The organism is Salinibacter altiplanensis (assembly GCF_002894645.1).
GTDB classification, from domain to species: domain Bacteria; phylum Bacteroidota; class Rhodothermia; order Rhodothermales; family Salinibacteraceae; genus Salinibacter; species Salinibacter altiplanensis.
Genome location: NZ_NCQY01000020.1, coordinates 19,138 through 44,106 on the forward strand (window position 1 = coordinate 19,138; position 24,969 = coordinate 44,106).

Annotated in this window: 22 protein-coding genes; all 22 read left to right on the forward strand. The window is 64.6% G+C overall.

The features are described from left to right. Positions 1-550, forward strand: a 550-nt coding sequence (locus tag B7R93_RS07615) for a kinesin (protein WP_232798164.1), incomplete at its 5' end; no start/stop codon positions are given. Between the two features lie 1,094 nt (positions 551-1,644). Next, positions 1,645-2,445 (forward strand): hypothetical protein, encoded by an 801-nt coding sequence (locus B7R93_RS07620; protein WP_103020201.1) that lies wholly within the window; start codon positions 1,645-1,647, stop codon positions 2,443-2,445. 66 nt (positions 2,446-2,511) lie between these two features. Next, positions 2,512-3,219 carry a flagellar hook assembly protein FlgD gene (locus tag B7R93_RS07625; RefSeq protein WP_103020202.1) on the forward strand — a complete coding sequence of 236 codons (708 nt, stop codon included), beginning with the start codon at positions 2,512-2,514 and terminating at the stop codon, positions 3,217-3,219. A gap of 42 nt (positions 3,220-3,261) precedes the next feature. Beyond that, on the forward strand, positions 3,262-3,669 hold the full coding sequence (locus tag B7R93_RS07630; protein ID WP_103020203.1) for a TIGR02530 family flagellar biosynthesis protein: 408 nt from the start codon (positions 3,262-3,264) through the stop codon (positions 3,667-3,669). Positions 3,670-3,829: 160 nt separating this feature from the next. After that, the gene (locus B7R93_RS07635) at positions 3,830-5,173 is read left to right on the forward strand and encodes a flagellar hook protein FlgE (protein ID WP_103020204.1); all 1,344 of its coding nucleotides are present in this window, start codon (positions 3,830-3,832) and stop codon (positions 5,171-5,173) included. Between the two features lie 188 nt (positions 5,174-5,361). Further along, positions 5,362-5,883 (forward strand): chemotaxis protein CheW, encoded by a 522-nt coding sequence (locus tag B7R93_RS07640; protein WP_103020205.1) that lies wholly within the window; start codon positions 5,362-5,364, stop codon positions 5,881-5,883. Positions 5,884-5,928: 45 nt separating this feature from the next. Next, the gene (locus B7R93_RS07645; protein WP_103020206.1) at positions 5,929-6,807 is read left to right on the forward strand and encodes a CheR family methyltransferase; all 879 of its coding nucleotides are present in this window, start codon (positions 5,929-5,931) and stop codon (positions 6,805-6,807) included. A 72-nt stretch (positions 6,808-6,879) separates the two neighbouring features. Further along, complete coding sequence (locus B7R93_RS07650) at positions 6,880-7,251, forward strand: response regulator (protein ID WP_103020207.1); 372 nt, start codon at positions 6,880-6,882, stop codon at positions 7,249-7,251. Between the two features lie 66 nt (positions 7,252-7,317). Further along, positions 7,318-8,328: a hypothetical protein gene (locus B7R93_RS07655; protein ID WP_103020208.1), complete on the forward strand. Its 1,011-nt coding sequence runs from the start codon at positions 7,318-7,320 to the stop codon at positions 8,326-8,328. A gap of 68 nt (positions 8,329-8,396) precedes the next feature. Beyond that, entirely contained in the window at positions 8,397-10,307 is a 1,911-nt protein-coding gene (locus B7R93_RS07660; protein ID WP_103020209.1) for a chemotaxis protein CheA, read from the forward strand. A gap of 45 nt (positions 10,308-10,352) precedes the next feature. Next, entirely contained in the window at positions 10,353-11,477 is a 1,125-nt protein-coding gene (locus B7R93_RS07665; RefSeq protein ID WP_103020210.1) for a protein-glutamate methylesterase/protein-glutamine glutaminase, read from the forward strand. An 84-nt stretch (positions 11,478-11,561) separates the two neighbouring features. Next, positions 11,562-12,239, forward strand: a complete 678-nt coding sequence (locus tag B7R93_RS07670; RefSeq protein ID WP_103020211.1) for a lytic transglycosylase domain-containing protein — start codon at positions 11,562-11,564, stop codon at positions 12,237-12,239. A gap of 489 nt (positions 12,240-12,728) precedes the next feature. Further along, positions 12,729-15,449, forward strand: coding sequence for a methyl-accepting chemotaxis protein (locus B7R93_RS07675; protein WP_103020212.1), 2,721 nt, complete (start codon positions 12,729-12,731; stop codon positions 15,447-15,449). A gap of 121 nt (positions 15,450-15,570) precedes the next feature. Then, the gene (locus tag B7R93_RS07680; protein WP_103020213.1) at positions 15,571-16,188 is read left to right on the forward strand and encodes an ABC transporter substrate binding protein; all 618 of its coding nucleotides are present in this window, start codon (positions 15,571-15,573) and stop codon (positions 16,186-16,188) included. Between the two features lie 90 nt (positions 16,189-16,278). Then, positions 16,279-18,180: a methyl-accepting chemotaxis protein gene (locus tag B7R93_RS07685; RefSeq protein WP_103020214.1), complete on the forward strand. Its 1,902-nt coding sequence runs from the start codon at positions 16,279-16,281 to the stop codon at positions 18,178-18,180. A gap of 910 nt (positions 18,181-19,090) precedes the next feature. After that, on the forward strand, positions 19,091-19,915 hold the full coding sequence (locus B7R93_RS07690) for a motility protein A (RefSeq protein WP_103020215.1): 825 nt from the start codon (positions 19,091-19,093) through the stop codon (positions 19,913-19,915). A gap of 42 nt (positions 19,916-19,957) precedes the next feature. Beyond that, positions 19,958-20,734 (forward strand): OmpA/MotB family protein, encoded by a 777-nt coding sequence (locus B7R93_RS07695; RefSeq protein ID WP_232798166.1) that lies wholly within the window; start codon positions 19,958-19,960, stop codon positions 20,732-20,734. Further along, positions 20,671-21,285, forward strand: coding sequence for a flagellar basal body-associated FliL family protein (locus B7R93_RS07700; RefSeq protein WP_103020216.1), 615 nt, complete (start codon positions 20,671-20,673; stop codon positions 21,283-21,285). Before B7R93_RS07695 ends, B7R93_RS07700 begins: the two co-directional genes overlap by 64 nt. A gap of 60 nt (positions 21,286-21,345) precedes the next feature. After that, entirely contained in the window at positions 21,346-22,464 is a 1,119-nt protein-coding gene (gene fliM / locus B7R93_RS07705; RefSeq protein WP_103020217.1) for a flagellar motor switch protein FliM, read from the forward strand. Further along, entirely contained in the window at positions 22,382-23,356 is a 975-nt protein-coding gene (gene fliN / locus B7R93_RS07710; RefSeq protein ID WP_232798168.1) for a flagellar motor switch protein FliN, read from the forward strand. Before fliM ends, fliN begins: the two co-directional genes overlap by 83 nt. Positions 23,357-23,497: 141 nt before the next feature. Next, positions 23,498-24,070, forward strand: a complete 573-nt coding sequence (locus B7R93_RS07715; protein ID WP_232798169.1) for a flagellar biosynthetic protein FliO — start codon at positions 23,498-23,500, stop codon at positions 24,068-24,070. Between the two features lie 11 nt (positions 24,071-24,081). Beyond that, positions 24,082-24,921 carry a flagellar type III secretion system pore protein FliP gene (gene fliP / locus B7R93_RS07720; protein ID WP_272482664.1) on the forward strand — a complete coding sequence of 280 codons (840 nt, stop codon included), beginning with the start codon at positions 24,082-24,084 and terminating at the stop codon, positions 24,919-24,921. The last annotated feature ends 48 nt before the right edge of the window (positions 24,922-24,969 follow it).

The window sequence follows — 24,969 nt, forward strand, 5'->3', positions numbered from 1 at the left end:
GGCGTCCATGCCTGGAGACACGACCGCGGCGTCGCCTCAGGACACGACCGCGGGGTCCCCTTTGGATACAACCGCCATGCGATCGCCCCGAGACTCGACGGGGGGGCGGCCCCGAGACTCGGCACGCGGGGGGGGCTCGGTTGTCCAACGGCTTCGCGACTCCCTCAAGGTCGTCGGGCAGCTTCAAGATTCGGTCCGGGCCCTTCGGGAGGAGCTTCGCACAACTGAGCAGGAGGCCACCACCCTTCAGGAGCGGGTGGCGTCGCTGGAGAACCGCGAGGCGAAGGTTGATGAACTGAAGGACGCCCTTTTGGGCATGGGACAGCGGGAGCTCGCGACGGTGTTGACCAACGTCGACATGAAGGTCCTCAAGACGCTGTACCAGCGAACGTCGGGGCGAACACGGACCCAGCTGCTCCAAGCCATCTCGGCGGAGCGGACGGCACAGTTTGTGAATCAGGTGGTCGAGGAGGAGGATGCGGCCGCCGACACGACTGCTGGGGAGGGAGCGGGAAGGAAAAGAGGAAGGGACGCGTCTCCGTTTCGGTAGCACGTCGTCCACACACCAAATTTTTGCTCAACCGGGCCCGTGACGGGGCCGCACCCACCATGCACACGATTCACTCTGCACCACCGGCCGAGACCGCTACGCAGAAGGCCCCAGCCACGGACAAGGCGGAGACGGCCGCCACGGGCTTCCCGGCAATCTTGTCCAGGGTGCAGCCGTCGTCTGAGGGCACCGTGGAGGGGGCTGGACGCACGGTCCAGCGTCTCGTGATGGAAGGAGAGGGAGCGGCCAGACTTGAGAAAATGAAGGCCAACGGAGAAGAGGGCGGCGTCGCGGCGTTGTTTGGACGGGTGGTTTTTCGAGCGGGAAAGGGGGAGGGGAAGGGAGGCAAGACACTTCTTCCTACAGGAGCGCGCGCGAAGGGGAAGGGGAAGGACCAGTCGGCCTCGGCGGATACGCCCAAGCTGATGCCGGTCCTACACGTAGAGGGAGAGGGAAGGGTACGGCTGCTTTCCGGCGGGGCAGCTCGAGGTGGAGAGCAGGAGAACGGGCGGACCGGTACGAAGCAGGCTCGGGCAGCAAAGCAGGCTCGGGTGTCGCGGGGCCTGGTGGCCCTAGTGTCGGGCGATGGAACGGCACGGTCGGTGGCAGAGGGGGCATCGAAGGGACAGAAGACGGTTCTCCTACGGAAGACGGTTCCCCTGGTGAAGAGAGGAGAGGCAGAGGGCCGACGGGCTGCGACGCAGGGGCGGTCGGGCGGGCAGAAGACGGGAACAAACGCGCCCAGGTTGCCCGGCGTCGGGGCCGGCCGTGCGAACCAGGTGTCCGAGGGAGGGCGAGGGAGAGAGGCGACCCCAAACGGAGGGGGACGAGCACACGTGCAGGGCACGGGTTCTGAGGGAGAGAAGGGGCGCACAGGTCAGAGGAAGGGCCGACAGCTTGTTCCACGCGGGTCGAGTGCGGAGGGACCGGTGCGGGAAGGAGCCGGCCGACCGGCCGACGCTGGTTCGGGAAAGGGACGAGAGCCCGGGCGGGACGGAGCGCGCAGCAGGCAGGTGTCCCCATCGTCCGTGAAGGGAGGGAGTTCGGAGCCAGGGAGGGGGCGTGATGCAGCGGCCGATGGGCGTTCAGCCCGTATGGACCGAGACGGGGCACGCTCCGCCGAGCGGCGAGGGCAGAAGGGGCAACAGGGGGGGAAGGGCCGGCAGAAGGGCGGTGGCCAGCAGGGGCAGAATGCCGGCCAGAACGGAAAGGGCCAGAGCGGTCAGGGCCAGAGGGGGCAGGGTCAAGGGACGAAGAACGGTCCCGGGTTTCAGGCCCTTGCGTCCTCCTCCACATCGACGTCCGAGACGTCCGGGGAGTCCGAGGCCCGCACGCTCCGCGCTTCCCTGACGCGCGAGGGTGCCTCGACGGGCAGCGGCACGCAGACGGACGGGAGCGGGAAAAACACGTCCGGGGGCGGAGCGGGCACGGCGTCCAAGACGGGGGCAGACGCGCGTCCCCGAGGCAAGTCGGGACCGCCCCGCACGATGCCATCGGCGTGGCTCAATGCGGCCAAGCAAGGGCCCCTTCGCACGGCGGAGCTTGCCGGCGGGTGGAAGTCCCTGGAGATGTCGCTGGGGGAGGACAAGGGCACGATGACTGTGAAGGCCCGGCAAGGGCAGGAGCAGACGGCCGTGTCGGTCGGGTTCAGCGAGACCCGAGTACAGGCTCAGGTGGCGGCCAATGCGCGCCAGCTTCAGGAGGCCATGCAGTCCCAGTACGGCACCGACGTCGACCTCTCCTTCGGGGGGGGCGACGCGAACGAGTCGGACCAGCAGGCCTCGGAGGGGGCGTCGTCGGACCGGTCCTCTGCCCTGGCGCCCGGAGACGAATCCACTGAGGAGAGCCCCTCCGGCACGTCCACCCTCCGCGGTCGCCGCGAATGGATCGGGTAGAGTCGGCGGCATGCCCACATCCCCCGTATTGCTTGCGTCCTACTTTCCTAATGCTCCCAACCAGCCATGATCGATCCCCTCGGCCCCTCCACAGAGACAGCCCGCCCCGCCTCCGCAGCTGAGAGTGGGGCGGACGGAGCCGGGGGCCTCTCGGAGGCCACCTCGGCGAACCTCGGCAAGAACGATTTTCTGAAGCTGCTCACCACGCAGCTCAAAAATCAGGACCCCTCGAACCCGATGAAGGGGAAGGAGTTTGCCGCGCAACTGGCCCAGTTTAGCTCCGTCGAGCAGCTCAACAACATCAGCGGCCAGATCAAGGAGCAGGGAAACAGCGATGGGGCGCTCGCCCAGAGCCTCAATGACAGCATTGCCACCGACCTCATCGGGCGCCGGGTGGAGACCTCGGGCAACACCATGCAGTGGACGGGGGAGGGGGAGGCCACCTTCGGCCTTGACCTGGAGCGCCCGGCCGCCGAGGCGACGGTCACAATCCGCGACGCGGGCGGCAACGCGATCCACACGGAAACCCTCAAGGACGTGTCGGGGACGACGGAGGTGTCGTGGGACGGGACGACGGACGGCGGGGCCCCAGCGCCCGCGGGCACGTACTCGGTGGACGTAAACGCCACGAGCGGGAGCGGGGACTCCATTCAGGCGGCCGCCCAACTGGAGGGCACCGTCGACCGCGTGACCCTGGAGGACGGCGGGACGTCCCTCCGCATTGGCGGCGCGCAGGTAGCAATGAGCCGGGTGCAGAGCATTGCAGCCCAGTAGGGCCCCTCTCCCCGCCGTACACACCCGTTTTTCAATCCCTCCATGACGGTTCACCAGCGAAATGGCCGCATACCGCCGGACGCGCTCCGGCAGACACCCACACAGGACCCCTCTTCGCCCGACGGGTCGTCCACGAACACGGACGAGACCTCGTTCGAGGATCACCTGAAGGCGGCTCGAGACCCGACGGACGGCATTGAGCTGTCCGGGCACGCCAAGCAGCGAATTGCTCAGCGCAACATTTCGCTCGACGCCACCGAGCGCCAAGAACTCGACGACGCCATGACGAAACTCGACGACAAAGGGGCCCAGGACGCGGCCGTCCTCCGGGACGATGCGGCCTTCGTGGTCAACGTGCCGAGCCGAACCGTCGTCACGGCCCTCGACCAGCCTGAGATGCAAGGGCGGGTCTTTACGAACATCGACAGCGCCATGACGCTTTCGCACTAAAGCCAGCACTCCTCAGCACCCTCGTTCGAACTAGCGATTGAATCCGGCAGGACCCATGTCTCGGGGCCACTTGGGACACGGGACGCCGGGGCGCAGCCGACCGACCGACGCTGCGCGCGTTTCGACGTGTTTCTTTTTAAACCAATCACCCTGAGACCTTATGAGTCTTCAGTCCCTGAGCATCGGCGTCTCCGGCCTTCGCAGTCACCAGACGCGCCTCGACACGGTCAGCAACAACATCGCAAACTCCAGCACCACCGCCTTCAAGCGCCAGCGCGCGGCCTTTAGCGAGGAGCTCGGCCAGGAAATTCTGGGGGTCGGGCGCACGGCGGGCGGCTCGGCCATCAACCCCTCGAAGGTGGGGCGCGGCGTCTCGGTCGCCTCCATCGACCGGGATTTTGGGCAGGGCTCGCTCAACGAGACGGGCATCAAGACCGACCTCGCGCTGGACGGGGACGGCTTCTTCATCGCCAGTCCCAAAAGCGGAGCGGCGAGCGACCAGCGCCGCCTCACGCGGGCCGGCAATTTCTCGTTTAACCAGAACGGCGAACTCGTGACGGCCAACGGACTGAACGTGAAGGGCTGGGAGTTCGACGACAGCGGGACCCTCGACACGGGCGAATTGAAAGATGTCCAGTTCGACCCCAATGCCCAGTCGTCCGCGAAGGTGACGGAGGACATTTCCATCGGGGGCAACCTCTCCGCCGATCTATCAACCAACGGGGCAAGTCCTGGAGAGACGACCAGCATCTCCACCGTCGTGTATGACAATCAAGGCGAGTCGAAGTCCGTCACAGTAGAATTTGAGCGCGTTCAGAGCCGGGACGAAGGGGACCCAACCGACCAGTGGGAGTTTACGATCGAGGACGGGGAAGGGAATGTTCTCGATGACCCGGGTGGGCCGCCTAATGGATCGACTCCAAACACACTCGAGTTTGACGCGGATGGCAATGTGACCTCGGTTGACGGAACCGGTGTAAACCCCAACAATCCCGGCACGTTCGAAGCGAATTTTGACTGGGACATCAACGACGACGGAGCCCAGGAAACCCTTAGCCTCGCGTTTGGAGACGAAACCGGCGGGTCGGTCACGCAGTACTCCGGCTCCACCACCACGACCGTGACCAGCCAAGACGGGCGGTCCTCCGGGGAGCTGGCCGGCTTTCAGTTTACGCCGGAGGGGGCCCTGGAGCTCAACTACACCAACGGCGTTCAGGACCAGCTCTTTCAGCTGGCGATCGGCAACGTGAACAACCCGAACGGCCTGGAGCAGCAGGGCGACAACTTCTTTACCACGACCAGCGCCTCGGGTGACCTGCAACTCGGGCAGGCCGGCCGCGACCTGCAGACCTCCGTGGTATCCGGGTCCCTGGAGTCGAGCAACGTGGACCTCGCGAAGGAATTTTCCGACCTCATCAAGGCCCAGCGGAGCTACCAGGCCTCTTCCCAGATCATCACGACCGCGGACGAGGTCTTGAACCAGACCGTTCAGCTCAAGCGGTAGCCGGTAGGTCCGCACTGAGCCGTGTGAGACAAGGCATTTCATAGAGAACACGGGGCCCAGTGGGAGACCAAGCCGATCGGCGGCCCGGAGGGTTAAAAGTCCGCCCGGGCCGCCGATAACGAAAAGTGAGCCCATCCGACTGCCCTAACCGCCGCACGTTTCTTTCATCGCCGACTCGTTCTGTGTCCATGCGCGATCCTGACTCTCAGACCGAAGACGTCCGCCAGTTCGTCAGCTTCATCGTGGCGGAGGAAGAATTTGGGGTCGATATCCTGACGGTGCAGGAGATCATCCGCCCCGTCGAGATCACCCGTGTGCCCCACGCCCCCGACTTTGTGGAGGGTGTGATCAACCTGCGCGGGCGAATCCTCCCCATCATAGACCTGCGCACGCGCCTCGGCTTTCCGGAGCGCGACCAGGACGAAGACACCCGGATTCTCGTGGTGGAGCTGGAGGACCAGACGGTCGGGTTCATTACCGACTCCGTCCGCGAGGTTCTGCGCGTGGAAGAGAGCACGATCGAACCCGCCCCCGACCTTGCCACGAACATCGACACGCACTTTTTGCGAGGCGTGGCGAAGCTCGAGGAGCGCCTTCTCATCCTGCTGGATCTGGATGGCATCTTCTCCAAAGAAGAGGAGGAGGCCCTTCAAGGCATGGAAGGGGAGGAAGAGTCTGACGCACCCGCCGCGCAAGGCGCCGCGGCATAGCCCGTCCTCGCAGGTCCCCAACAGCTTCCCCTCGGGGAAAAACATATGAAACGGACGAATTCAAAAGAGGTGACCCTCTCGGTGCGGACGTTTGAACGTCTTCGCACGCTCATTCAAAAGCGCACCGGACTCGACTTTCCCGACGAAAAACGATACCTCCTGGAAAGTCGCGTCAAGCCGCGACTGAGGGCGCAGGGGGTGTCCAGCTTCGAGGCGTACGCGGATCGTCTCGAGACGGACAACACCGGCGAGATTGCGAACCTGGTAAATGCGGTGACGATCAACGAGACAGCCTTCTTCCGGCACCCCTCGCAGTTCGAGGCGCTGGAGGAGTCGATTTTTCCCGAGCTGGTTCGGCGGCACCAGCAGCACCGGACGGGGCCCCTCCGGCTCTGGAGTGCGGCCTGCTCGGCCGGGGATGAAGCCTATTCGCTCGCCATTCTGATTCGGGAGGCGCTCGAGCCGCGCCACCCGCGCCTGGAGTACGAGATCGTGGGAACGGACATCGATACCGAAGCGCTCGACGAAGCTCGGGTGGGCCACTACCGCAAGCGATCCGTCCGAAACGTATCGTCGGCCTACCTGCGCGATTATTTCGATCAATCGGGGGACACCTTCGTGGTGAAGCCTTCGATCCGAGACATGGTGGAGTTCCGGCCCCTCAACCTTACCGATGCCCGGGACATGCGGAAAATGCGCAACTTCGACCTCATCATGTGTGCCAACGTGCTCATCTACTTCAACAAGGAATCCAAGCGGGAGGTGCTCCAGGGGCTGTACCGCTCCCTGCGCCCGGGCGGGTATCTCTTTGTCGGGGGATCGGAGGCCCTGGGCGAGCTGGAGGTTCCGCTGGAGGCTGCCCGTTACGACGGCGCACTCGCCTACCAGCGCCCCACCAACGGGTCGCTGTCCTCCTGCGCATGAACCCGAAGACCTCCCAACGGCAGCCTTTCCTTCGCACGCGTTCGCTTTTTCCTCAACCCCTTTGTTTTCCCCATGAAGTTCTTGATCGTCGACGACTCGCCCACGATGCTTCGCATCATTCGGAATGCCCTCCGAGAGATCGGCTACGACGAGATCGTAGAGGCCGAAGACGGCGAGGATGCACTGGACAAGCTAGAGGACAACGCCCCGGACTTCGTCGTCACGGACTGGAATATGCCCAACATGAACGGGGTGGATCTGGCCAACAACATCCGGAATCATCCCGAGTACTCCGACCTTCCGATCCTGATGATTACCACCCGAGGAATGAAGGAGGACGTGAAAACCGCCATGAAGGCCGAGGTGAATAACTACATCGTGAAGCCCTTTGAGCCGGAGGTGCTCGAAGAGAAGGTCGATAGCTGCCTTGAGGCAGCTGCGTAGGGGGGCTGGGTCCCACCGTCTCCACCTCACATGTAACTCCTTTTTCTTCTAATTCCTTTTTCTGCCATGTCATCGCGTCCCCAAGTCCAAGAATTTCTGGACAAGCTGGACGAGCTGCAAGCGATCTTTGTGCTCAGCCGCCGGGTCTCCCCCTTTCTCGATCAGCTCTTCGACTTCGTCCAGGACATCACTGTACTCCTCGAAGAGGTCGATACCACGATTCGGACGCGCTCCGGACACATGGAGCGTGCGACCGAACACCTGAAAAGCGTGTCGGAGGCGACGGAGGTGGCCACGAGTGAGATTCTCGACCACTCCGACGAGGTCCTCAAGGATCTTCGAAGCATTGGGGACCAGTTGTCGACGCTCGAGGACCAGTTTGCCAAGGAGGCGGAGGCCGACAACCAGATTTTGGCCCTGCTTCGGGACGAGCTTGGGGAGGAGCACTCGGAGCTGCTGAACGAGGTGGCGCGCATCCAGGGCAAGAAGCAAGACCTGCGGGACGAGTGGACGACTGATCTCGAAGAGACCCGCGACGCCCTGTCTCCCATCCGGGATCGGATGAACCAAATCATGATGTCTCTGCAGGTCCAAGACGTGACCGAGCAGCAGCTCTCTAGCGTGAACCACCTCATCGAGACGGTCCGTGACCGGATCGACGCGCTTCTGGACCGGCTGGGAACGGGGGAGGCCGACCGGGGCCAGGCTCCCTCGGGGGTGCCCTCGCGCACGGCGGCGTTCAACATGAACGCCGAGTACGACCACAACAAGCAGCGGGTGGCCGACGATGTGGTGGGGGGCAATGGCGAGGGAAGCACATCGACGGGGCAACGGAACGGTGGACAGGCGAAGGGCTCCTCGTCGCAGGCCACCGCGTCAGGGGGGGGCGCCTCCAATGGGGCTTCCTCCAGTGGGGCTTCCTCGAATGGAGCTTCCTCGGGGGGAGACGGAACGGCGGCCTCGCAGTCCGACATTGACGATATGTTCGACGATGGGGGCGGCGGGGGCGGCTCCAGTGGCGACGATGGCGGGGGAGAGGCGGCCTCCCAAGAAGAAATCGACGAGCTTTTTCAGTAGGGCCCGTGCCCGACGCGCCATCCGCGGCCCTGGATTCTTCACACGGCGCACAATCTGTTTCCGGTCCCATGGACGAACAACATCCCCTACACGACGACGGCATGCAGGAGATTGTCGAGAGCTTCGTGGTGGAGGCCACGGAGATCTACGACGGGCTCGAAGGAGATCTCCTGCAGCTCGAAAAAACGCCCGAGGACGAAGAGCTCGTAGACAGCGTGTTTCGGGACGTGCACACGGTGAAAGGCACGGCCGGCTTCCTCGACCTCGAACAGCTCAGCACGCTCGCGCACCGGTTCGAAGAGGTGCTCGACGCGATGCGCGACCAGGAGGTCGACTTTGTGCCGGCCATGACCGACGTGATGCTGTGTGCCTTCGACCACATGAAGGTGCTCACGCAGCAGGTTATCGACCGCGAGCTGGAACCGCTCGACCTGGAGCCCCTGCTCGACGCCCTCGAGGCCATCAACGAGGGGACGTTCGAGGCCGGGGCCGTGTCGCTGCCGGACCCGGACGGCGGAGCGCCTCAGGACGTGGGCGGCGATGCCCCGGAAAGCACCGAAGAGGCGGCCGGCGGGGCCGAGTCGGGCAGCACGGAGACGGCCGCCTCCTCGGACGCGGGATCGGGTTCCGACGCGTCGTCGAGCTCTGACGACGGTGGGGGCCGTGGCGATTCCGAGCGAAAGGCGCCGGACACCATCCGCGTTGAGGTAAGCCGCCTGAATGAACTGATGGACCTGGTTGGCGAGCTGGTGCTGGGGCGCAACCGACTGCTCCAACTCATCACCGACGCGCGCACCGAACACGACGCGCGCTCCGACGCAGACGAAAGTCTCCGTCTCGACTCCCTACTGAGCGAGCTGGAGGAGGCAAGCGACAAGGTCGACTACACGACCACGGATCTGCAAAGCGCCATCATGCAGACGCGCATGGTCGAGGTGGGGCAGGTCTTCGGCAAGTTTCCGCGCGTGGTGCGCGACCTGGCCCGCGAGTTTGACAAACAGATCAACCTGACGGTGGAGGGAGAGGACACCGAGCTCGACAAGTCGCTCATCGAAGAGATCGGGGACCCGTTGCTTCACCTCGTGCGCAACGCGGCGGACCACGGCATCGAATCCCCCGAAGAACGAAAGGAAAAGGGAAAAGACCCGCGGGGCGAAATTCACCTCTCCGCGTCCCACGCCGGCAACCACATCATCATCGAAATTGCCGATGACGGGGCGGGCCTCGACCCGGATGTCCTGAAGAGAAAGGCCATCGAAAAGGAGGTGCTGACCGAGGACGAGGCCACGGACCTGAGCGACGCGGAGGCGTACCAGCTCATTTTCCGTCCGGGCTTTTCGACCACCGAGGAGGTGGGACAGGTCTCCGGGCGTGGGGTGGGAATGGACGTCGTGAAAACCAACCTGGCTGAGCTCAACGGGACGATCGACATCGACTCTACGCTCGGGGAGGGGACGCGCTTCACGCTGAAGCTCCCCCTCACGCTTGCGATCCTCCAGAGCATGCTGGTGCGGAGCGGGGCGGAGACCTTCGCGATTCCGCTCTACGCCGTGTCGGAGGCCGTGCGCCTGGAGCCCGACATGATCGACACGATTCAAGAGGGAGAGGTCATCGAGCACCGAGACCGGGTGATTCCGGTGATGCGCCTCGGAGAGGTGCTGAACGTGCAGTCCCCGGACGCCGGGGGGCAGCGGGCCGACCGCTTTTCCGACAAGAAGGATGCATACGCCGTCGTGGTGAGCGTGGCCCATCGGCGCGCCGCGGTGGTCGTCGATGAGCTGATCTCCCAGGAGGAGGTCGTCATCAAGTCGCTCGGCGACTACCTGAAGTCGGTGCCGGGGGTTGCCGGGTCCACCATCCTGGGGGACGGCCAGGTCATCATGGTGCTCGATGTTGGAGAGATGATTCAGCACGAAGAACTCACCGCCGAGGCGGAGGCCGTCGAGGCAGAGGGGTCCCCAGCCGCCTCGTCGAAGTAGACCCACGTTTGTCCAGTCGTTTTCACCGGGCCCTTTGGAATCGCTATGATCCGCATACTCGTCGTCGATGACTCGTTGGTGATGCGGAAGGCCATCTCGCGGATCTTCGAACAGGCCGACGACATGACGGTCGCAGACACGGCTACGAACGGGAAAGAAGGGGTGGAAAAGGCGCGTCGACTGGAGCCCGACGTGGTAACGATGGACGTGGAGATGCCGAAGATGAACGGCATTGAGGCCGTCCGCCGCATCATGGACACGGACCCGCGTCCCATCCTCATGCTGAGCTCCCTCACGGAGAAAGGGGCCGAGGTAACGATTGAGGCGATGCAGGCGGGGGCGGCCGACTTCCTGCCGAAGGGAGAGTCCAGTGCCACCCTCCGGGCCGACGACGTTGAGGCCAAGCTGCTCAAGAAGGTCCAGGCCCTCGCACACTCGAACGCGCGGCTGTTTGAGGACGGAGGGGAGGGGCCAGGTCTGAACTCGTCGTCGTCCGGGGCCCGCACGACGTCCACATCGTCCCGTGCCTCATCGTCGAGGTCGTCCGGCACCATCTCGTCCGGCACGGCGCCCTCCCCCGAGGCCTCCTACGAGCTGGCCGTCATTGGCGTATCGACGGGCGGGCCCATGGCGCTGCAACACGTGATCCCCGCCCTGCCCGCCGAGTTTCCGCTGCCGGTCGCGGTCGTGCAGCACATGCCGCCCCAGTTCACGCGCTCGCTGTCGGACCGCCTCGACTCGCTCAGCGCACTTTCTGTGGCCGAGGCGGACGAGGGAATGCTGCTCGAACCGGGACGGGTTGTTGTGGCTGCGGGGGATCGTCACCTCACAGTGGAACGGCGTAAAGGGGAACTTTCGGTTTGTACACCGGCGGAGCCCGCAGAGGGCAGCCACCGTCCATCGGCCAATGTTCTGTTTCGGTCTGCCGCCGAGGTGTGCCGGGGACGCATACTGACCGTCGTGATGACGGGCATGGGCAAAGATGGACTGGAGGGGGTCCGGGACATCAAAGAAGAGGGAGGAACCGTCTACATCCAAGACGAAGACACGTCCGTCGTGTACGGGATGCCCGGCGTCGTCGCCGAGGCCGGGCTCGCAGATGGGTCCTTTCCCCTCGATTCCCTTCCCGACGCGATGCAGAAGGCCGTGGGGACGCCGGCCCATCCGTAGGCGTCGGAAGGCCTGTTAGGACGAAGGCATGCAGTTTGTACCGTTCAGGAGCACATGGTCGTGGCCCAGTCCCGCTGCTCCGCTATGACGCCCAACAATCCTTCTCTCTCGGCCCGTCTGCTCGTCGCCGGTGGGCTGTTTTTTGTCCTCGTCGCCGTGGAGGCCGGCCCCGCTGTTCCGACTGCGAGGGCCCAACACGGCCCCCACGCCGACGAGCACGCACGGCAAGTCGCCCGGAATGCGCGCCCCGAGGCGCCCGCTCGCTCTACCCAGCGGCGCCTCCGACGCTACGAGTCGTATCTCCAGTATTTCTCTGGACTGGCGTATGCCCGAAGCGGCATCAACCTGAATACCAACTTCGTCCGGGCGCTGATCGCGGCCGAATCGGGGGCCCGACCACGGGTCGTATCGTCGGCCGGGGCCGTCGGGCTCATGCAAATCCGTCCCGAGACGGGGCGCCGGGCCGCTCGCGCGCTCTACGCGACCGGCTACGACTTTCGATTTGTCAACCGGCGCCGGCTTCGCAGCCTGTCGGCGGACGACCTGAAGGACCCAGCCCTCAACATCCTGATCGGCTGCTACCTGCTGGACCACTACAACGCGGAGTTCGGGGACCACCTGGCCCGGACCGTCGGGGCCTGGAACGCGGGCCCGGACCGCGTGCGCCAGTACCGCGGCACGCCCCCCTACGAGGAGACGCTGGGACTCATCCGCCGCGTCAATGCCTTCTACCTCTTCTTCCGACGACAGAACGGCCGGTAGCCCCTGCCCGTCCGTCGGCTCCCTTCGACCGTGCTGCCGGGGACGCATCTTCTCCCCGGAGCGTCTTCGCCACGACAGGCCCCTCTGTCCAGGGGCGTGTTGAGAGAGGGCTTCCGGCAAGACAAAAGGCGTAGGAACAAACAGATAAAAGTTCGGCCAAAGTCGTACAATTCCGCACCGATGCCCACACTACACGACAAAAAGCCAAATGGCCAGCTCTCTGCGTCAATCACAACAAGACGAGTCGTTCTAAGAGTCTGTTTTGATTTTGGGTCGGATCGCGAGAGCGAAAATTGACGGAGCGAACTCTGCAGAAAACGGCAGGCCGTCCCGGACCTCTCCTCTGACACCCTCGACGAGCCCCTCCGACATCGCTCCCCTCAGGATGACCCCCGCTCAGAATTTTTGTCGTGTGGCAAGACCGACGGCAGAGAGGGAGTCATTCGGCCACACGCCCCTTCGAAGTCGCATTCAGAAGCCCAGCCGACCATGTCCCCATTTCGCGACCTAAGCATCCGCGCGAAGCTCCTCGCCACCCTGCTCGGCGTTGGCGTCGTGTCGATCGGTGCCATCGGATGGGTTGGATACTCCAATGCCCGAGAAGGCCTCAAATCCGAGGCCTTCGGGACGCTGGCGAGCGTGCAGTCGAATAAGGCCAATGCGGTCGAAGACTACTTCGGGCACGTCCGGGACCAGGTCGTCACGACCTCCGAGAACGACCAGACCGTGCGGGCGATGCGGAAGTTTCGGTCGGCCTTCCAGGTGCTCGATGCCCGGGGCGCTGCGCCGATGAGAGAGGGGGCGGAGGCGGTGCAGAGATACTACGACGCGGAGTTCGTCCCCCGGCTCGAAGAACACAGTGGGACGGAGGCGTCCGCCGATGCGTACGTGCCGGAGCAAGGGCACGTCCAGTATTTGCAGAACAAATACATTGCGTCGAACCCCAACCCTGTCGGCGAAAAAGACCAGCTGAACCGACCGGACGGGGGCTGGGAGGCCTATCACGTGCCGCACGCAGAGTATCACGACGACTTCCGGCGCTTTCTGCACGCCTTCAACTACCACGACGTCTTTCTGGTAGAGCCGGACAACGGCCACATCGTGTATTCGGTGCACAAGGAGGTCGACTTCGGGACGAGTCTGCTCGACGGCCCGTACCAGGACAGCAACCTCGCCGAGGTCTTTCGGGCCGCCCGGGCGGCAAAAGGCGGGGAAGAGAGTCGGCTCGTGGACTTCGCGGCGTACGCCCCCTCGTACGGGGCCCCGGCATCGTTCATCGCCTCCCCCATCACGGACGATGGAGAGGTGATTGGGGTGCTTGTCTTTCAGATGCCCATTGGGGAGATCAACAAGACGCTCACGGGCGGTCGGGAGTGGCGGGCCGAAGGACTTGGCGAGACGGGCGAGGCGTTTTTGGTGGGGGCAGACCAACGGATGCGGAACGACTCCCGGTTTCTTCTGGAGGACAAACGCGCGTACCTGGACTCCCTCCGTGCCCGCGAGTACAGGGCAGAACCCGTTGACCGGATCGATGCCCTCGGCACGACAATTCTCCAGCAGGAGGTTCGGATGGACGCGGTTGACCGGGCCCTGGACGGAGAGACAGGCCAGACGGTGGAATCGGACTACCGGGGAGAAAAGGTGCTGAGTGCCTACAGCCCGGTTGACATCGGAGGGGTTGACTGGGCCGTCGTCGCGACGATCGGCCGCGATGAGGCCCTCGCCACCGTCGACGCCCTGACGTGGCAGATTGGTGGCTGGGGACTCGCGCTTCTCGTGCTGGTCGGGGGCGTTGCGCTCCTGTTTGTCCGCTCGTTTGCCCGGCCCATCGTGGCGCTCCGGGACGCCTCGAAGAAGGCGGCGTCGGGCACCCTGGACGTGACCGTGCCCGTTCAGTCGCAGGACGAGGTGGGCGAGCTCACGGCGGCCTTTAACGAAATGGTCGACCAAAACCGGGCGGCCCTGAACGAGGCGGCCGCGAAGGACGAGGAGGCTCGCCGGGCGTCCCAGGAGGCCGAGGAGGCCAAAGAGCGAGCCGAGAAGCAGCGGGCGACCCTTCAGCACGACGTCGAAACGATGATGGAGGCCATGAACCGGTTCGCCGACGGGGACCTGACGGTACAGCTCGATGCGGACCGTGACGATGAAATTGGGCGCCTGTTCGACGGGTTCAATCGTGTCGTCGGAACCCTGCGTCGGATGGTCGTGACGGTGCGAAAGACGGCCGAGTCGACGGCCGTGTCCGCCGGGCAGATCAGTGGGTCCAGCGAGCAGATGGCGGCCAGTGCCGAGGAGCAGTCCGCCCAGGCCGAAGAGGTGGCCGCCGCGGTGGAGGAGCTCAACCAAACCATCAACGAGAACGCCAAGAGCATCCAGCGCACGGCCGACGCCGCGGCGACAGGGAGCGAGCAGGCCCGGCGCGGGGGAACAGTCGTTGCCGATGCGGCGGACAAGATCGACGAGATTGCCGACGTGGTGGACCGCTCGGCCGAGACCATCGAGCACCTCGGGGCCTCCAGCGAAGAGATCGGCGAGATTGTAGAGACGATCGACGAGATTGCCGATCAGACCAACCTGCTGGCGCTGAACGCTGCGATCGAGGCGGCCCGGGCGGGAGAGGAGGGCCAGGGCTTTGCCGTGGTGGCCGAGGAGGTGCGCAAACTGGCGGCGCGGACCGACCGGGCCACCGACGAGATTGCCGAGATGATTGCACAGGTGCAGTCGGAGACCGACGATGCCGTCGAGGCAGTGCGGCAGGGCACCCGGCGGGTCGAGGAGGGACTGGAGCTGGCCAACGAGGCCGGAACGGCCCTCGACGAGATCGTCGAGTCAATTGCCCGGGTCGAGGAGCAGGCCGACGAGATCGCGGCGGCCTCCGAAGAGCAGTCCACCACCAGCGAAGAGATTGCCCAGAGCATCCAGTCGATCTCGACGGCCGCCCAAGAGTCGGCCGCCTCGGTGACGCACGTGGCCGACTCGGCCGCCGACCTCGACACCCTGACCGACACGCTCCACGAGAGCCTCCAGCGGTTTCAGGTGGAGCGTCACGAGCCCCGATCGGGGACCACGGGAGAGGAGGGGCAAACAGCCGGGTCCGGAAGTGCCCGGGAGTCTGCCAGACGGCCCGGTGACGACCACCGCTCCGGAGGAGCCACTTCTTTACACGAGACGGGCCCCCTTGCCGCCACGGACGGCCCGGGCGAGCAGTAAGCCCGAGTGCTGCTGGGAGGGAGCCGTGTCGGTTTAAGGTTTGCCGACCGCCGCCGATACCTAGGGTGAAGAGTGTCTGTCTTGATGTTCGATCTCCTTCAAAAGCTCCTCTTCCTGCACCATGCACACGCGCTCCCTTTCTCTCCTTTCAGTCCTTGCTGCCTTCCTCGCCATGGGCACCATGCCGACTTCTACGGGACCGTCCCCGGCGGCATCGGCGTCGGCTGACGGGCCCACGCACGCGGGGCCCAATCCGGGGGCGGGGCTGGTTCAGCAGATGTTTTTCCTAAAAAAGATGCGCTCGGACGTGAAGCGCATTGGGCTCGTCTGGAAGCGCGGCGCCGCCAACCAAGAGAAAAAGATTGAACAGGCCAACCGGGCCGTCGCCTCCATTCAGGGCAAGCTGTACGTGGGGTACGTCGAAGACGCGAGCAGCGTCGCGGAGCAGTTCCGGTTGTTGACCCGCAAACACGACGTGCAGGCGATCTGGGTGATCGAAAACGACGGCGTCGTGAATGCCTCGGCCCCCCAGAAATACCTCATCAAAAACACGATCAAGGAAGGCATTCCCCTGCTGGCACCGAGCCAAGACTGGGTCAGCGCCGGCGCGCCCGTGGCCATCATGGAAAACAACGGGTCCATTCAAATTATGCTCAACGAGCAGGCAGCAGAGGCCACGGCACTTGATGTGCCGGAGAAATACCAGTCGAACACCAAGCTCGTCGCGGCGGCCAACTGACGTGCGTTCCCATTGGGGAGCCCCAGGTGCCGCGAGCCCGTCTCCCCGTTTCCTTTCCGGTAGCTAGCACACCACTCGACCTCTCGACCCATGTCCTTGCGGTTTTCGGATCTCAACCTCGGTCCCCGGTTTGTCCTGCTTTTGTCCATTGGGGCCGTGGGGTTCATCGTTTTGTTTCTCTCATTTGTGTTCTACTCCCTCGACCAGACCGAGCTGGAGCTGGAACGACGGGGTCAGCTCATGGCCGAGACGGTCGGACAGCAGTCCGTCGTCAAGATTAAGATGTCCGACCAGGCCGGGCTCGAAGAGACCCTCAAGCGGACCGTGGAGGGCAGCTCGGCCCTGGCCGGGGGAGTCTACGGCCCCGAAGGTGCACAGATTGCCTCGCATGGACTTGAGAAGGCACTTCCCTCCATGGAGGGGACTGTCGATCAGCAGGAGGGCAAAGCGGCCCAGTGGACCGAAACGGCGGACGGCACGTCCGTGCTGGCCGCGACGTCAGAGATCATGAGCAACGGGGAGGCGATTGGGTCGGTGCTCATGGTGATGCCGTCCGAGGTGCTGCAGGAGACCAAACAGACGAGCTACCTGATCGCGGGCGGCATTGTCGTGGGCATCGGGCTCCTGGGCGTGTTCATCATCATCATCCTGAAGCGCACGGTGGCCCGTCCGGTCAACGCGCTCCGTGAGGCGGCGGAGGACGTCCGCGACGGCCACCTGGACGCGCACGTCGACGCGGATCAGGGGGACGAGATTGGGCAGCTCGCAGACGCCTTCAACGCGATGGTGACGGCGAGTCGGGAGAAGACCGAGGCCCTCGAAGAGAAGTCGGCACAGGCAGAGGAGGCCCTGGAGCGGGCAGAGTCCCTCCAGCACGAGGCCGAGGAGGAGCAGGAATACCTGCGCGAGCAGTTCAACCGCATCTCCGATGTGTTGTTGGCCGTGGAAGAGGGAGACCTCACCCAGCGGCTGACTGTAAAGAAGAACGATGCGGTCGGACAGCTCATGGAACAGGTCAACACGATGATCGGTCAGCTTGCCGGCCTGATTCAAGAGGTGGAGACTACCAGCAGTCAGCTTTCATCGGCCGCAGAGACGACGGCCTCGACGGCCGCGGAGATGTCGGCCGGCACCGAGGAGCAGGCCGAGCAGACGACGGAGGTGGCGGCGGCGGTCGAGGAGATGTCGTCGTCCGTGGCGTCGTCGTCCGAGCACGCTGAGCGCACCAACGACAAGGCTCGGGAGGCCTCCGACCTTGCGGAGAAGGGCGAGAAGGTCTTCAACCGCACCACCCAGGCCATGGAGCGCATTGTGGAGGTTGTCAACTCGTCGTCCGACAAGGTCTCGGCCCTGGGCGAGGCGAGTGCCGAGATCGGCGACATCGTCCAGGTCATCGAAGACATTGCCGATCAGACCAATCTGCTGGCCCTGAACGCCGCCATCGAGGCCCAGCGCGCCGGGGAGGAAGGGAAGGGCTTCGCCGTCGTGGCCGACGAGGTCCGCGAGCTGGCCGAGCGGACCACCTCCGCGACCCAGGAGATCTCCGACGTGGTCGTACAGATTCAGGAGCAAATCGACGAGGTCGTCGCCTCGATGGAAAAGGGCACCGACGAGGTGGAAAGCGGCCTCGCCCTTACGGAGGACGCCTCGGACGCCCTCGACGAGATTACCGCCTCCATCGACGAGATGGCGATGACGATCGACCAGATTGCGGCGGCCACCCAGGAGCAGTCGGCCACGACGGCCCAGATTGCGGAGAGTGTCGAGTCGATCTCCGGCGTTGCCGACAGCGTGTCGGACTCGACGAACCAGCTGGCAGAGATGGCCGACGACATGTCTCACCAGGCCGAAGACTTGGGAGAGCTCATCGAACAGTTCGACGTTTCGAGAGCAGGGGGGGCGGCCCGAGCGTCCCAGGACAAGACGACGCTGGAGTCCACCCCGGACGTGTCGGCCTCTGGTCCGAACGGAGCGGCGGTCGGGACTGCCTAGCGCAGGACAACTGCGCTGTTGGGGAAAGGCACACGTCCGAGGGGACGCCCCGAAAGGCGAAGGGAAATGAGAACACTGGACACTTAAGGTCCGCTCCGGCGCGCCGATAATTGTGGGTGCGCCGGAGTTCTTTTTCCCGTCGTCTCGTGCCATGCAACGCCCGGCCCCCGACATGTGGACGGTTCCCTCTGTGGGGAGCGCTGTGCCCGTCCTGGGCCCTGCGCCCAGCCGTGGGTGCATGTTCCTGACGAGTCCCCAGGACATCCCCGGACCGACTGCCCCGCCCCCCGCCAAGGGGCCGGTCGAGAGCAGACGGGTGTGGCTCATGTGCCGTGTGGGGGAGGTGGGGCTGGCCCACGCCGTCTTTTTGCGACCGGGACGGGTAGGGCGAGGGAAAAGAAGAACGTCTCTCCGGCGCCGGGCCATGCCGGCGACCAGTGTTGCCTTGCACCGCAACTCTACAGGGCGTGAGACTGACCGGTTCGGGGGCCCTGCGTCGGACTGGGTGCTGCTCTGTGGAGCCGACAGATCGCGTCGGGGACAGGGGGGCATCGCGGCGGGGCCTGATTCCACGGGGCTTGATTCCAGGAGCGACAATGCTGGCTGTGCGAGGCAGTTGCCCTGCGGGCTGCCTGACGAAACCCCGCTGCACTGTGGAGGGCCGGGTGGTGGAACTGATGAGGACCCAGTGGGCCGCTGCCACGAAGGAGACGGGCCGGGCCGTTTCGTCGAACGTGGACCCGCCGACGGACGTGTCGATCCTGGGGGCGAGATCCCCCAGCTGAGGCCGTCGTGCTCGTGGGCAGAGGGCCGAGCGGACATCGTGTAGGCGGCACGATTTTCCGTGGTGGCGCCCTGGGTTTTTTCCGGCCCGTCGTGCTTTTGCGTTGTCATTCTGAGCGGACGTACCATGAGGAAATCGACCTCGATCGGTCTGATCAGTGGGTTTGCCCTCATCACCGGGGCCATTCTGCTGGGCAACACGTGGGGGAAGTTTTTCGACCCGGCCTCGCTGCTGATGGTGGTCGGGGGCACGGTCGCGGCGATGGTGGTGAACTACTCCTTCGAGGACCTGAAGCGGGTCATCGGAATGACGCAGGAAATCTTCACGTTCGACCCGCCATCGCTTCAGCGTCGTCTCGATGAGATTACCAACATGGCCCGGACCGCTCGGCGGGAGGGGGTGCTGGCCCTCGACCGGCACATCGATGACGTCGACGATGATCTTCTGCAGTTCGGGCTCGAAATGGCCGTCGACGGGATGGGAGAGGAAGAAATTGCTGAGATGCTGGACCAACGCATCGCGGAGAAGAAGAGCCAGCGCCAACTCGTGGCGGATTTCTTCACGAAGGCGGGCACCTACGCGCCCGCCTTCGGCATGATTGGCACTCTCATTGGGCTCATCCAGATGCTGAACAACCTCGACGACCCAAGCAAGATCGGATCGGGCATGGCGACGGCCCTCGTCACAACCTTTTATGGGGCCCTGCTGGCCAATCTCGCGTGTCTGCCACTTGGCGACCGCGCCCGAAAGCAGAACAAGCTTCGGGGAAAGGCCCACTATATCATACGGGAGGGCATCCTCGCCATCGCCCGCGGAGACAGCCCGCGCATGATCGAGCAGCGTCTCGGGTTCCTCTCAGAGGAGAAGGCGGCGGACGTCGAAGACGAGACCGCAGGGGCAGAGTCCACAGAAAACGCCGCCGATCCCCAAACCGCCGCGGCCGCGGCGTAGCCCCACTGGTTGCCCCACCCCCACTGGTTGCTCCATCCCCCTATGAGTGATGCTGAGACGACCTCCGGCACCGACGAGGGCGACGGCGACGACATGCCGACGGCGCCGTTCTGGATGACGACCTACGGCGACATCATGACGCTCCTCGTTACCTTCTTCGTTCTTCTAATCTCCATGTCGGAGATCCAGATGAAGAAGTTCAGGGACGCGATCAGCAACTTTCAGCGGCAGCCCGGCATGTTCTCGGGGAGCAAGTCCGTCGTGCCGGCCGACTACTCGTCGGGGTCCAGTCAGTCCCGGGCACGAAAGCGGGCCGAGCAGTATGAGCAGTTTCTCAAGAAGATCGAGGAGCGCGGGCTCGGGGATAAGGTGCAAGCAGACTTGAAGAAGGAGGGCATTCATGTCGTCATCGCCGACTCGCTGATGTTTCGCACCGGCCGGGCCCGTCTTCTCAAGCCGTCCCGGACGGTGCTGCGCGAGCTGGCGAACTTGCTCGGCCGAGACGTCGGGTCGGTGGTTGTTGAGGGGCACACCGATGATCGCCCCATTGGCACCCGAAAATTTCCGTCGAACTGGGAGCTGTCGACTGCCCGGGCGGCGGCGTCGGTACGCTTTCTGCAGGAGAGGGCCCCCGAGTACGACGCCTCGCGCTTCCAGGCGGTGGGGCACGCCTCCACCGACCCGCGTGCCTCCAACCAGACGCAGGAAGGGCGGGCCCAGAATCGTCGTGTCGAAATTATGTTCAACTGGCGCTCATGGAACAGCAGCAAGACGACATCGACCCGCCCGCCGCCGGGGTCGACGGCGACGGGGCCGTGACGGAGGGCGATGAATCGCTCGTCGAGCGGCACTTTCTCCTGTTGCTGGCCCTGGCCCTTGGCGTGGCCGGGATGGCAGGGGTCGGGGTCACATATGCGCAGTACGACCGTGTCGGAGACACGATTCGGTCGATTCCGTACGTCGGGCAGGTCGCCAAGAATCCGGGAACGGTTCCGTATGCCGATCAGATCGCAGGGGTTCTTCCGTTCCTGGGAGGAGGGGGCGACGCGGACTCGGAGTCCGAAACGCTCGGGGCCCTCTCGACGCTGGAAGGGCTTGTGGTCAACCCCGCAGGATCTCAGGGCAACCGGTACCTGGCGGTCAGTGTCGTTTTCGAAACCGAAACCCCTGACGCAAAAAAGGAACTGGAACGGAAAAAGGTCGTCGTCAAAGACGCTGTGCTGCGGCTGCTATCAGAGCGAACGGTCGAGGAGCTCTCCGACCCCGAAAAGCGCGACGGCCTGAAAGACGCCCTGCGCGACGAGGCAAATGGCATCCTGAGTAAGGGGACGATTGACCGGCTGTACTTTACGGAATTCGTTTTGCAGTGATGCAGCCCCCACGGGCCCGGGGAGACTCGATGATCGTCTCAACTGCAGTGCAATGCCGGCATGTCGAAGCCCCTCAGTCAGGAGGAAATTGATGTCCTTCTCGGCGATGCCGAGGCGGAAGAACAGGACGACCCTGCCGGACAAGCAGGGGACGAGCAGGACGCCCAGGCAGAAAAGGAAAAGCAGGCGCAGCCGTACAATTTCAAGCGGCCCCGTCTGTTTTCGCAGACCCAGAAGCGCATCCTGAATCAGGTACACGAGTCGTTTGCGCGCGACCTCTCGGTGTACCTGTCCGCCCAGCTCCGCACCATCGTCGACATTTCGTTGACGGCCGTCGACCAGGTGCTCTACTCCGAATTTGTGATGTCGAGCGCCCCGCCGTCGGCCCTGTACGTGCTGCGCGAGGACGAACTCGAGTACAAGTCGATCTTCGAGATTGACCCCCGGCTGGTGGTGTACACCATCGAGAAGCTCATGGGGGGGGACGGGCAGCTGATGGACGAGTCCCGTGAGGTCTCCCCGATCGAGCAGCGCATCATGAGCCGGGTGATGAAGCGGGCGTACCGGAAGCTGGAAGAATCCTGGCAAAAGGCCTACGACCTATCCGTCGAGGAAGTCGCGTTCGAGTCGAACGCCGAGTTTGTACAAATCATTCCTGCGGCCGAGCCGGCGCTCGTGGCGTCGTTCGATGTGCGCGTCTACGACGAGCCGTCGTTCATTAACATCTGCTACCCGTACCTCATGCTGGAGCAAATGCTGGGGCGCTCCGGCATGGAGCAGTGGATCTCCAGCTCCACGACCGCGGTCGAGCCCGCGGTGCGGGATCGGTACGAGAACACGCTCCGAGAAACCCAGGTGGACCTAAGCGCTGAGTTGGGGCGCACTGTTCTGCCCGTGACTGAGCTGGCCCAACTGCAGGAGGGAGACGTCATTCCCCTCGATCGCAAGACCGACGACCCCGTCAAGGTGTTCGTCAACGACGAGCAGAAGTTTGAGGCCGTGCCGGGCCGCTCGGGAACGAAGCGGGCCCTGCGCATCACGGCGGTGGAGTCCCCCGAAAATGTCGATTTCGATTCTCTGACCCTCTCTCCCGATCATGACCCAGAACACGCTCACGACGCACGTACAGACGGCACTGAAAGCGCTGGAGGCGCTGCTGGAGCAGCTGAGCGGGGATGAGATTCCGCTCGATGCGTCGGCCCCAAAGAACATTGCCGATCGGTCGCCCACGGAGGCGCTCCAGAGCGACCTGAAGGACCGCTTCGTTCTGCATGCCGCCGAGCAGGGCACGGTCGTGGCCCTGGACCCGGACTGGGTGCCTCTGTTCTCGGAGGCGATGTTTGGGGAAGAGATGGATCCCGACGCAGAAGGGGCCCTGGACCTCATGCAAGAGATTTCCTCGCAGGGCTTCGGCACTGTGCAGAGCACCCTGTCCGAAGAGGGGCTGACCCTTCCTGGAATCCAGTTTGGCACGGCCGCCCCGGGCCAGGCGCCTCCGTCCCTCGATGGAGGGGGGGATTGGCTCGTGCCGTTTACCGCACAGCGGGACGAGGGCGAGCTGGACGGGTTTGCGCTCCTGCCAGACGGCGACGAAGAGGCGGCGGGAGCGGCCGAGGCCGACCCTTCCTCCCAGCAGGCACCTCAGCAGGCACCTCAGCAGGCATCTCAACAAGCATCTGCGGGGGGGGCGCAGTCGGCGGGCGCGTCGGGAAACGACCCGTCCCCGTCGGCGGAAGGGTCAGACAGTGTCGAGGTGTCGCCCGCCGCCTTCAGTGAACTGGGGCAGGAAGAAATCAGCGGGGGCGGAGAGTCGGGCAACTTTGGGCTGCTCGCAGACGTGGACCTGGAGGTGCGCGTGGAGCTGGGCCGCCGGGAGCTGCCCCTGGCGGATGTGCTAAAGCTCACGACGGGGAGTGTGGTGGAGCTGGAGAAGTTGGTGGGCGAGCCGTTGTCGGTGTACGCCAACGGGCGCCTGATCGCCGAGGGGGAGGCCGTGGTGATCGACGAGCAGTTTGGGGTGCGGATTACGAATCTTGCCTCGGAAGGACGCCGCGAGAAGGCCTTTTTCTAGGCGGAGACGCCCACAATGGACGGACCCAGTGACGGGAAGGCCCGGATGGGGAGGCGGCTGGCATCGTTTTCGCAGAAGCAGAGGGTGCCCCGCGATCCTTCGTGTTCTGCTGCTCTGACCCATCCCGCTGTTTCCCGTCCCATGGTTCCCTCCCCCCCAGACTCGGTCGGAGTCTCCACGCGTCGCCTGGCCTGGTATGCGCTGTACGCGCTCGGGGCGCTGGTGGCCCTCTGGGGGTTGGTGCAGGCCGCCGCGCTCGTGCCGTCCGCCGAGGGGGCCAAGTCCGCCGACGGAGTCGAACGTGAAGCCCCCGCCTCCCCCTCGACATCGTCGGACGCGGGCGTTGATCTCTTCACCTGGGGCAACCTGTCGGCCCTTCTAGTGCTCGTGGGGGGCGGTGGGTACGCGCTCTACATGCGCCGCCGCGTCTCGTCCAACGAAGAATCCGCCGCCCTCCGCCCGATTGGGCAATTGGCCCTTGGGCCGTCGCAGCACCTCCGCCTCGTCGCGTGCGGGGAGGAGGTGCTTCTCGTGGGGACAACGGAGGAGGCGGTCGAGCTGCTGAAGACGTACTCCCGAGAGGCGTTTGACGAGTCGATTCTCGACGCGGCGGAGGGCGGCAAGGCCCCGCCGGGCGGTGGAGGGGGCACGCCCCAGTCGGCCCACTTTGCCGACGTGCTGAAGCAGTTCGCCCGTCAAAACTCCCTGTCGTGACGCTGCACGCCGTGTCTACACGCTTCTCCGTGCCGGGTCCCTCGACCGTTCGATGGGCCGGGAGACTCTTCGTATTGGCTGCGTTTCTACTGGCGAGTGGGCCCCTCGTGGAGACGACTGCGTTTGCGCAGGAGGCCGGGGCGACGGCCGCACAGGTCGACTCGTCCGGGGCGTCGCTCGGGGGGCTCCCTCAGGTCGACTTGACCCCCGCGGAGGACGGGTACGAGCTGCCGATCCAGCTCCTCCTCCTGCTGACGGTCCTCACGCTCGCCCCGGCCATCATCATCCTGATGACCAGCTTCACGCGCCTGGTCGTCGTCTTTAGCATCCTGCGCCGGGCGCTGGGGCTGCAGCAGTCGCCGCCCCGCCAGGTCGTGATCGGCCTCTCGCTCTTCCTGTCCATTTTTATCATGCAGCCGGTGCTGGAGACGGTCCACCAGGACGCGCTCCGGCCGTACCTGGACGACGAGATTACCCAGCAGGAGGCGTTCGACCGGGCCTCCACGCCGATGAAGCGGTTCATGCTCACCCATACGCGGGACAAAGACCTCATGCTCTTCATGGACATGGGGGAGATCGAGAGCTTCGAGGGCCCGGATGAGGCCCCGCTCTATGTGATCGTGCCGGCGTTCGTCATCAGCGAACTCCGGATTGCGTTCCAGATTGGGTTCATGATCTTTCTGCCCTTCCTCATCGTGGACCTCGTGGTGGCGAGCATCCTGATGAGCATGGGCATGATGATGCTGCCGCCCGTGATGATTTCGCTGCCCATCAAGCTGCTGCTCTTCGTGCTGACCGACGGCTGGTACCTCATCGTCGAGTCGCTCATGCAGGGCTACGCGGTGGGCTAACGGCGCGGGTCGTTCCACTGCCCCTTCGCAGTCACTGTACCTCACTAC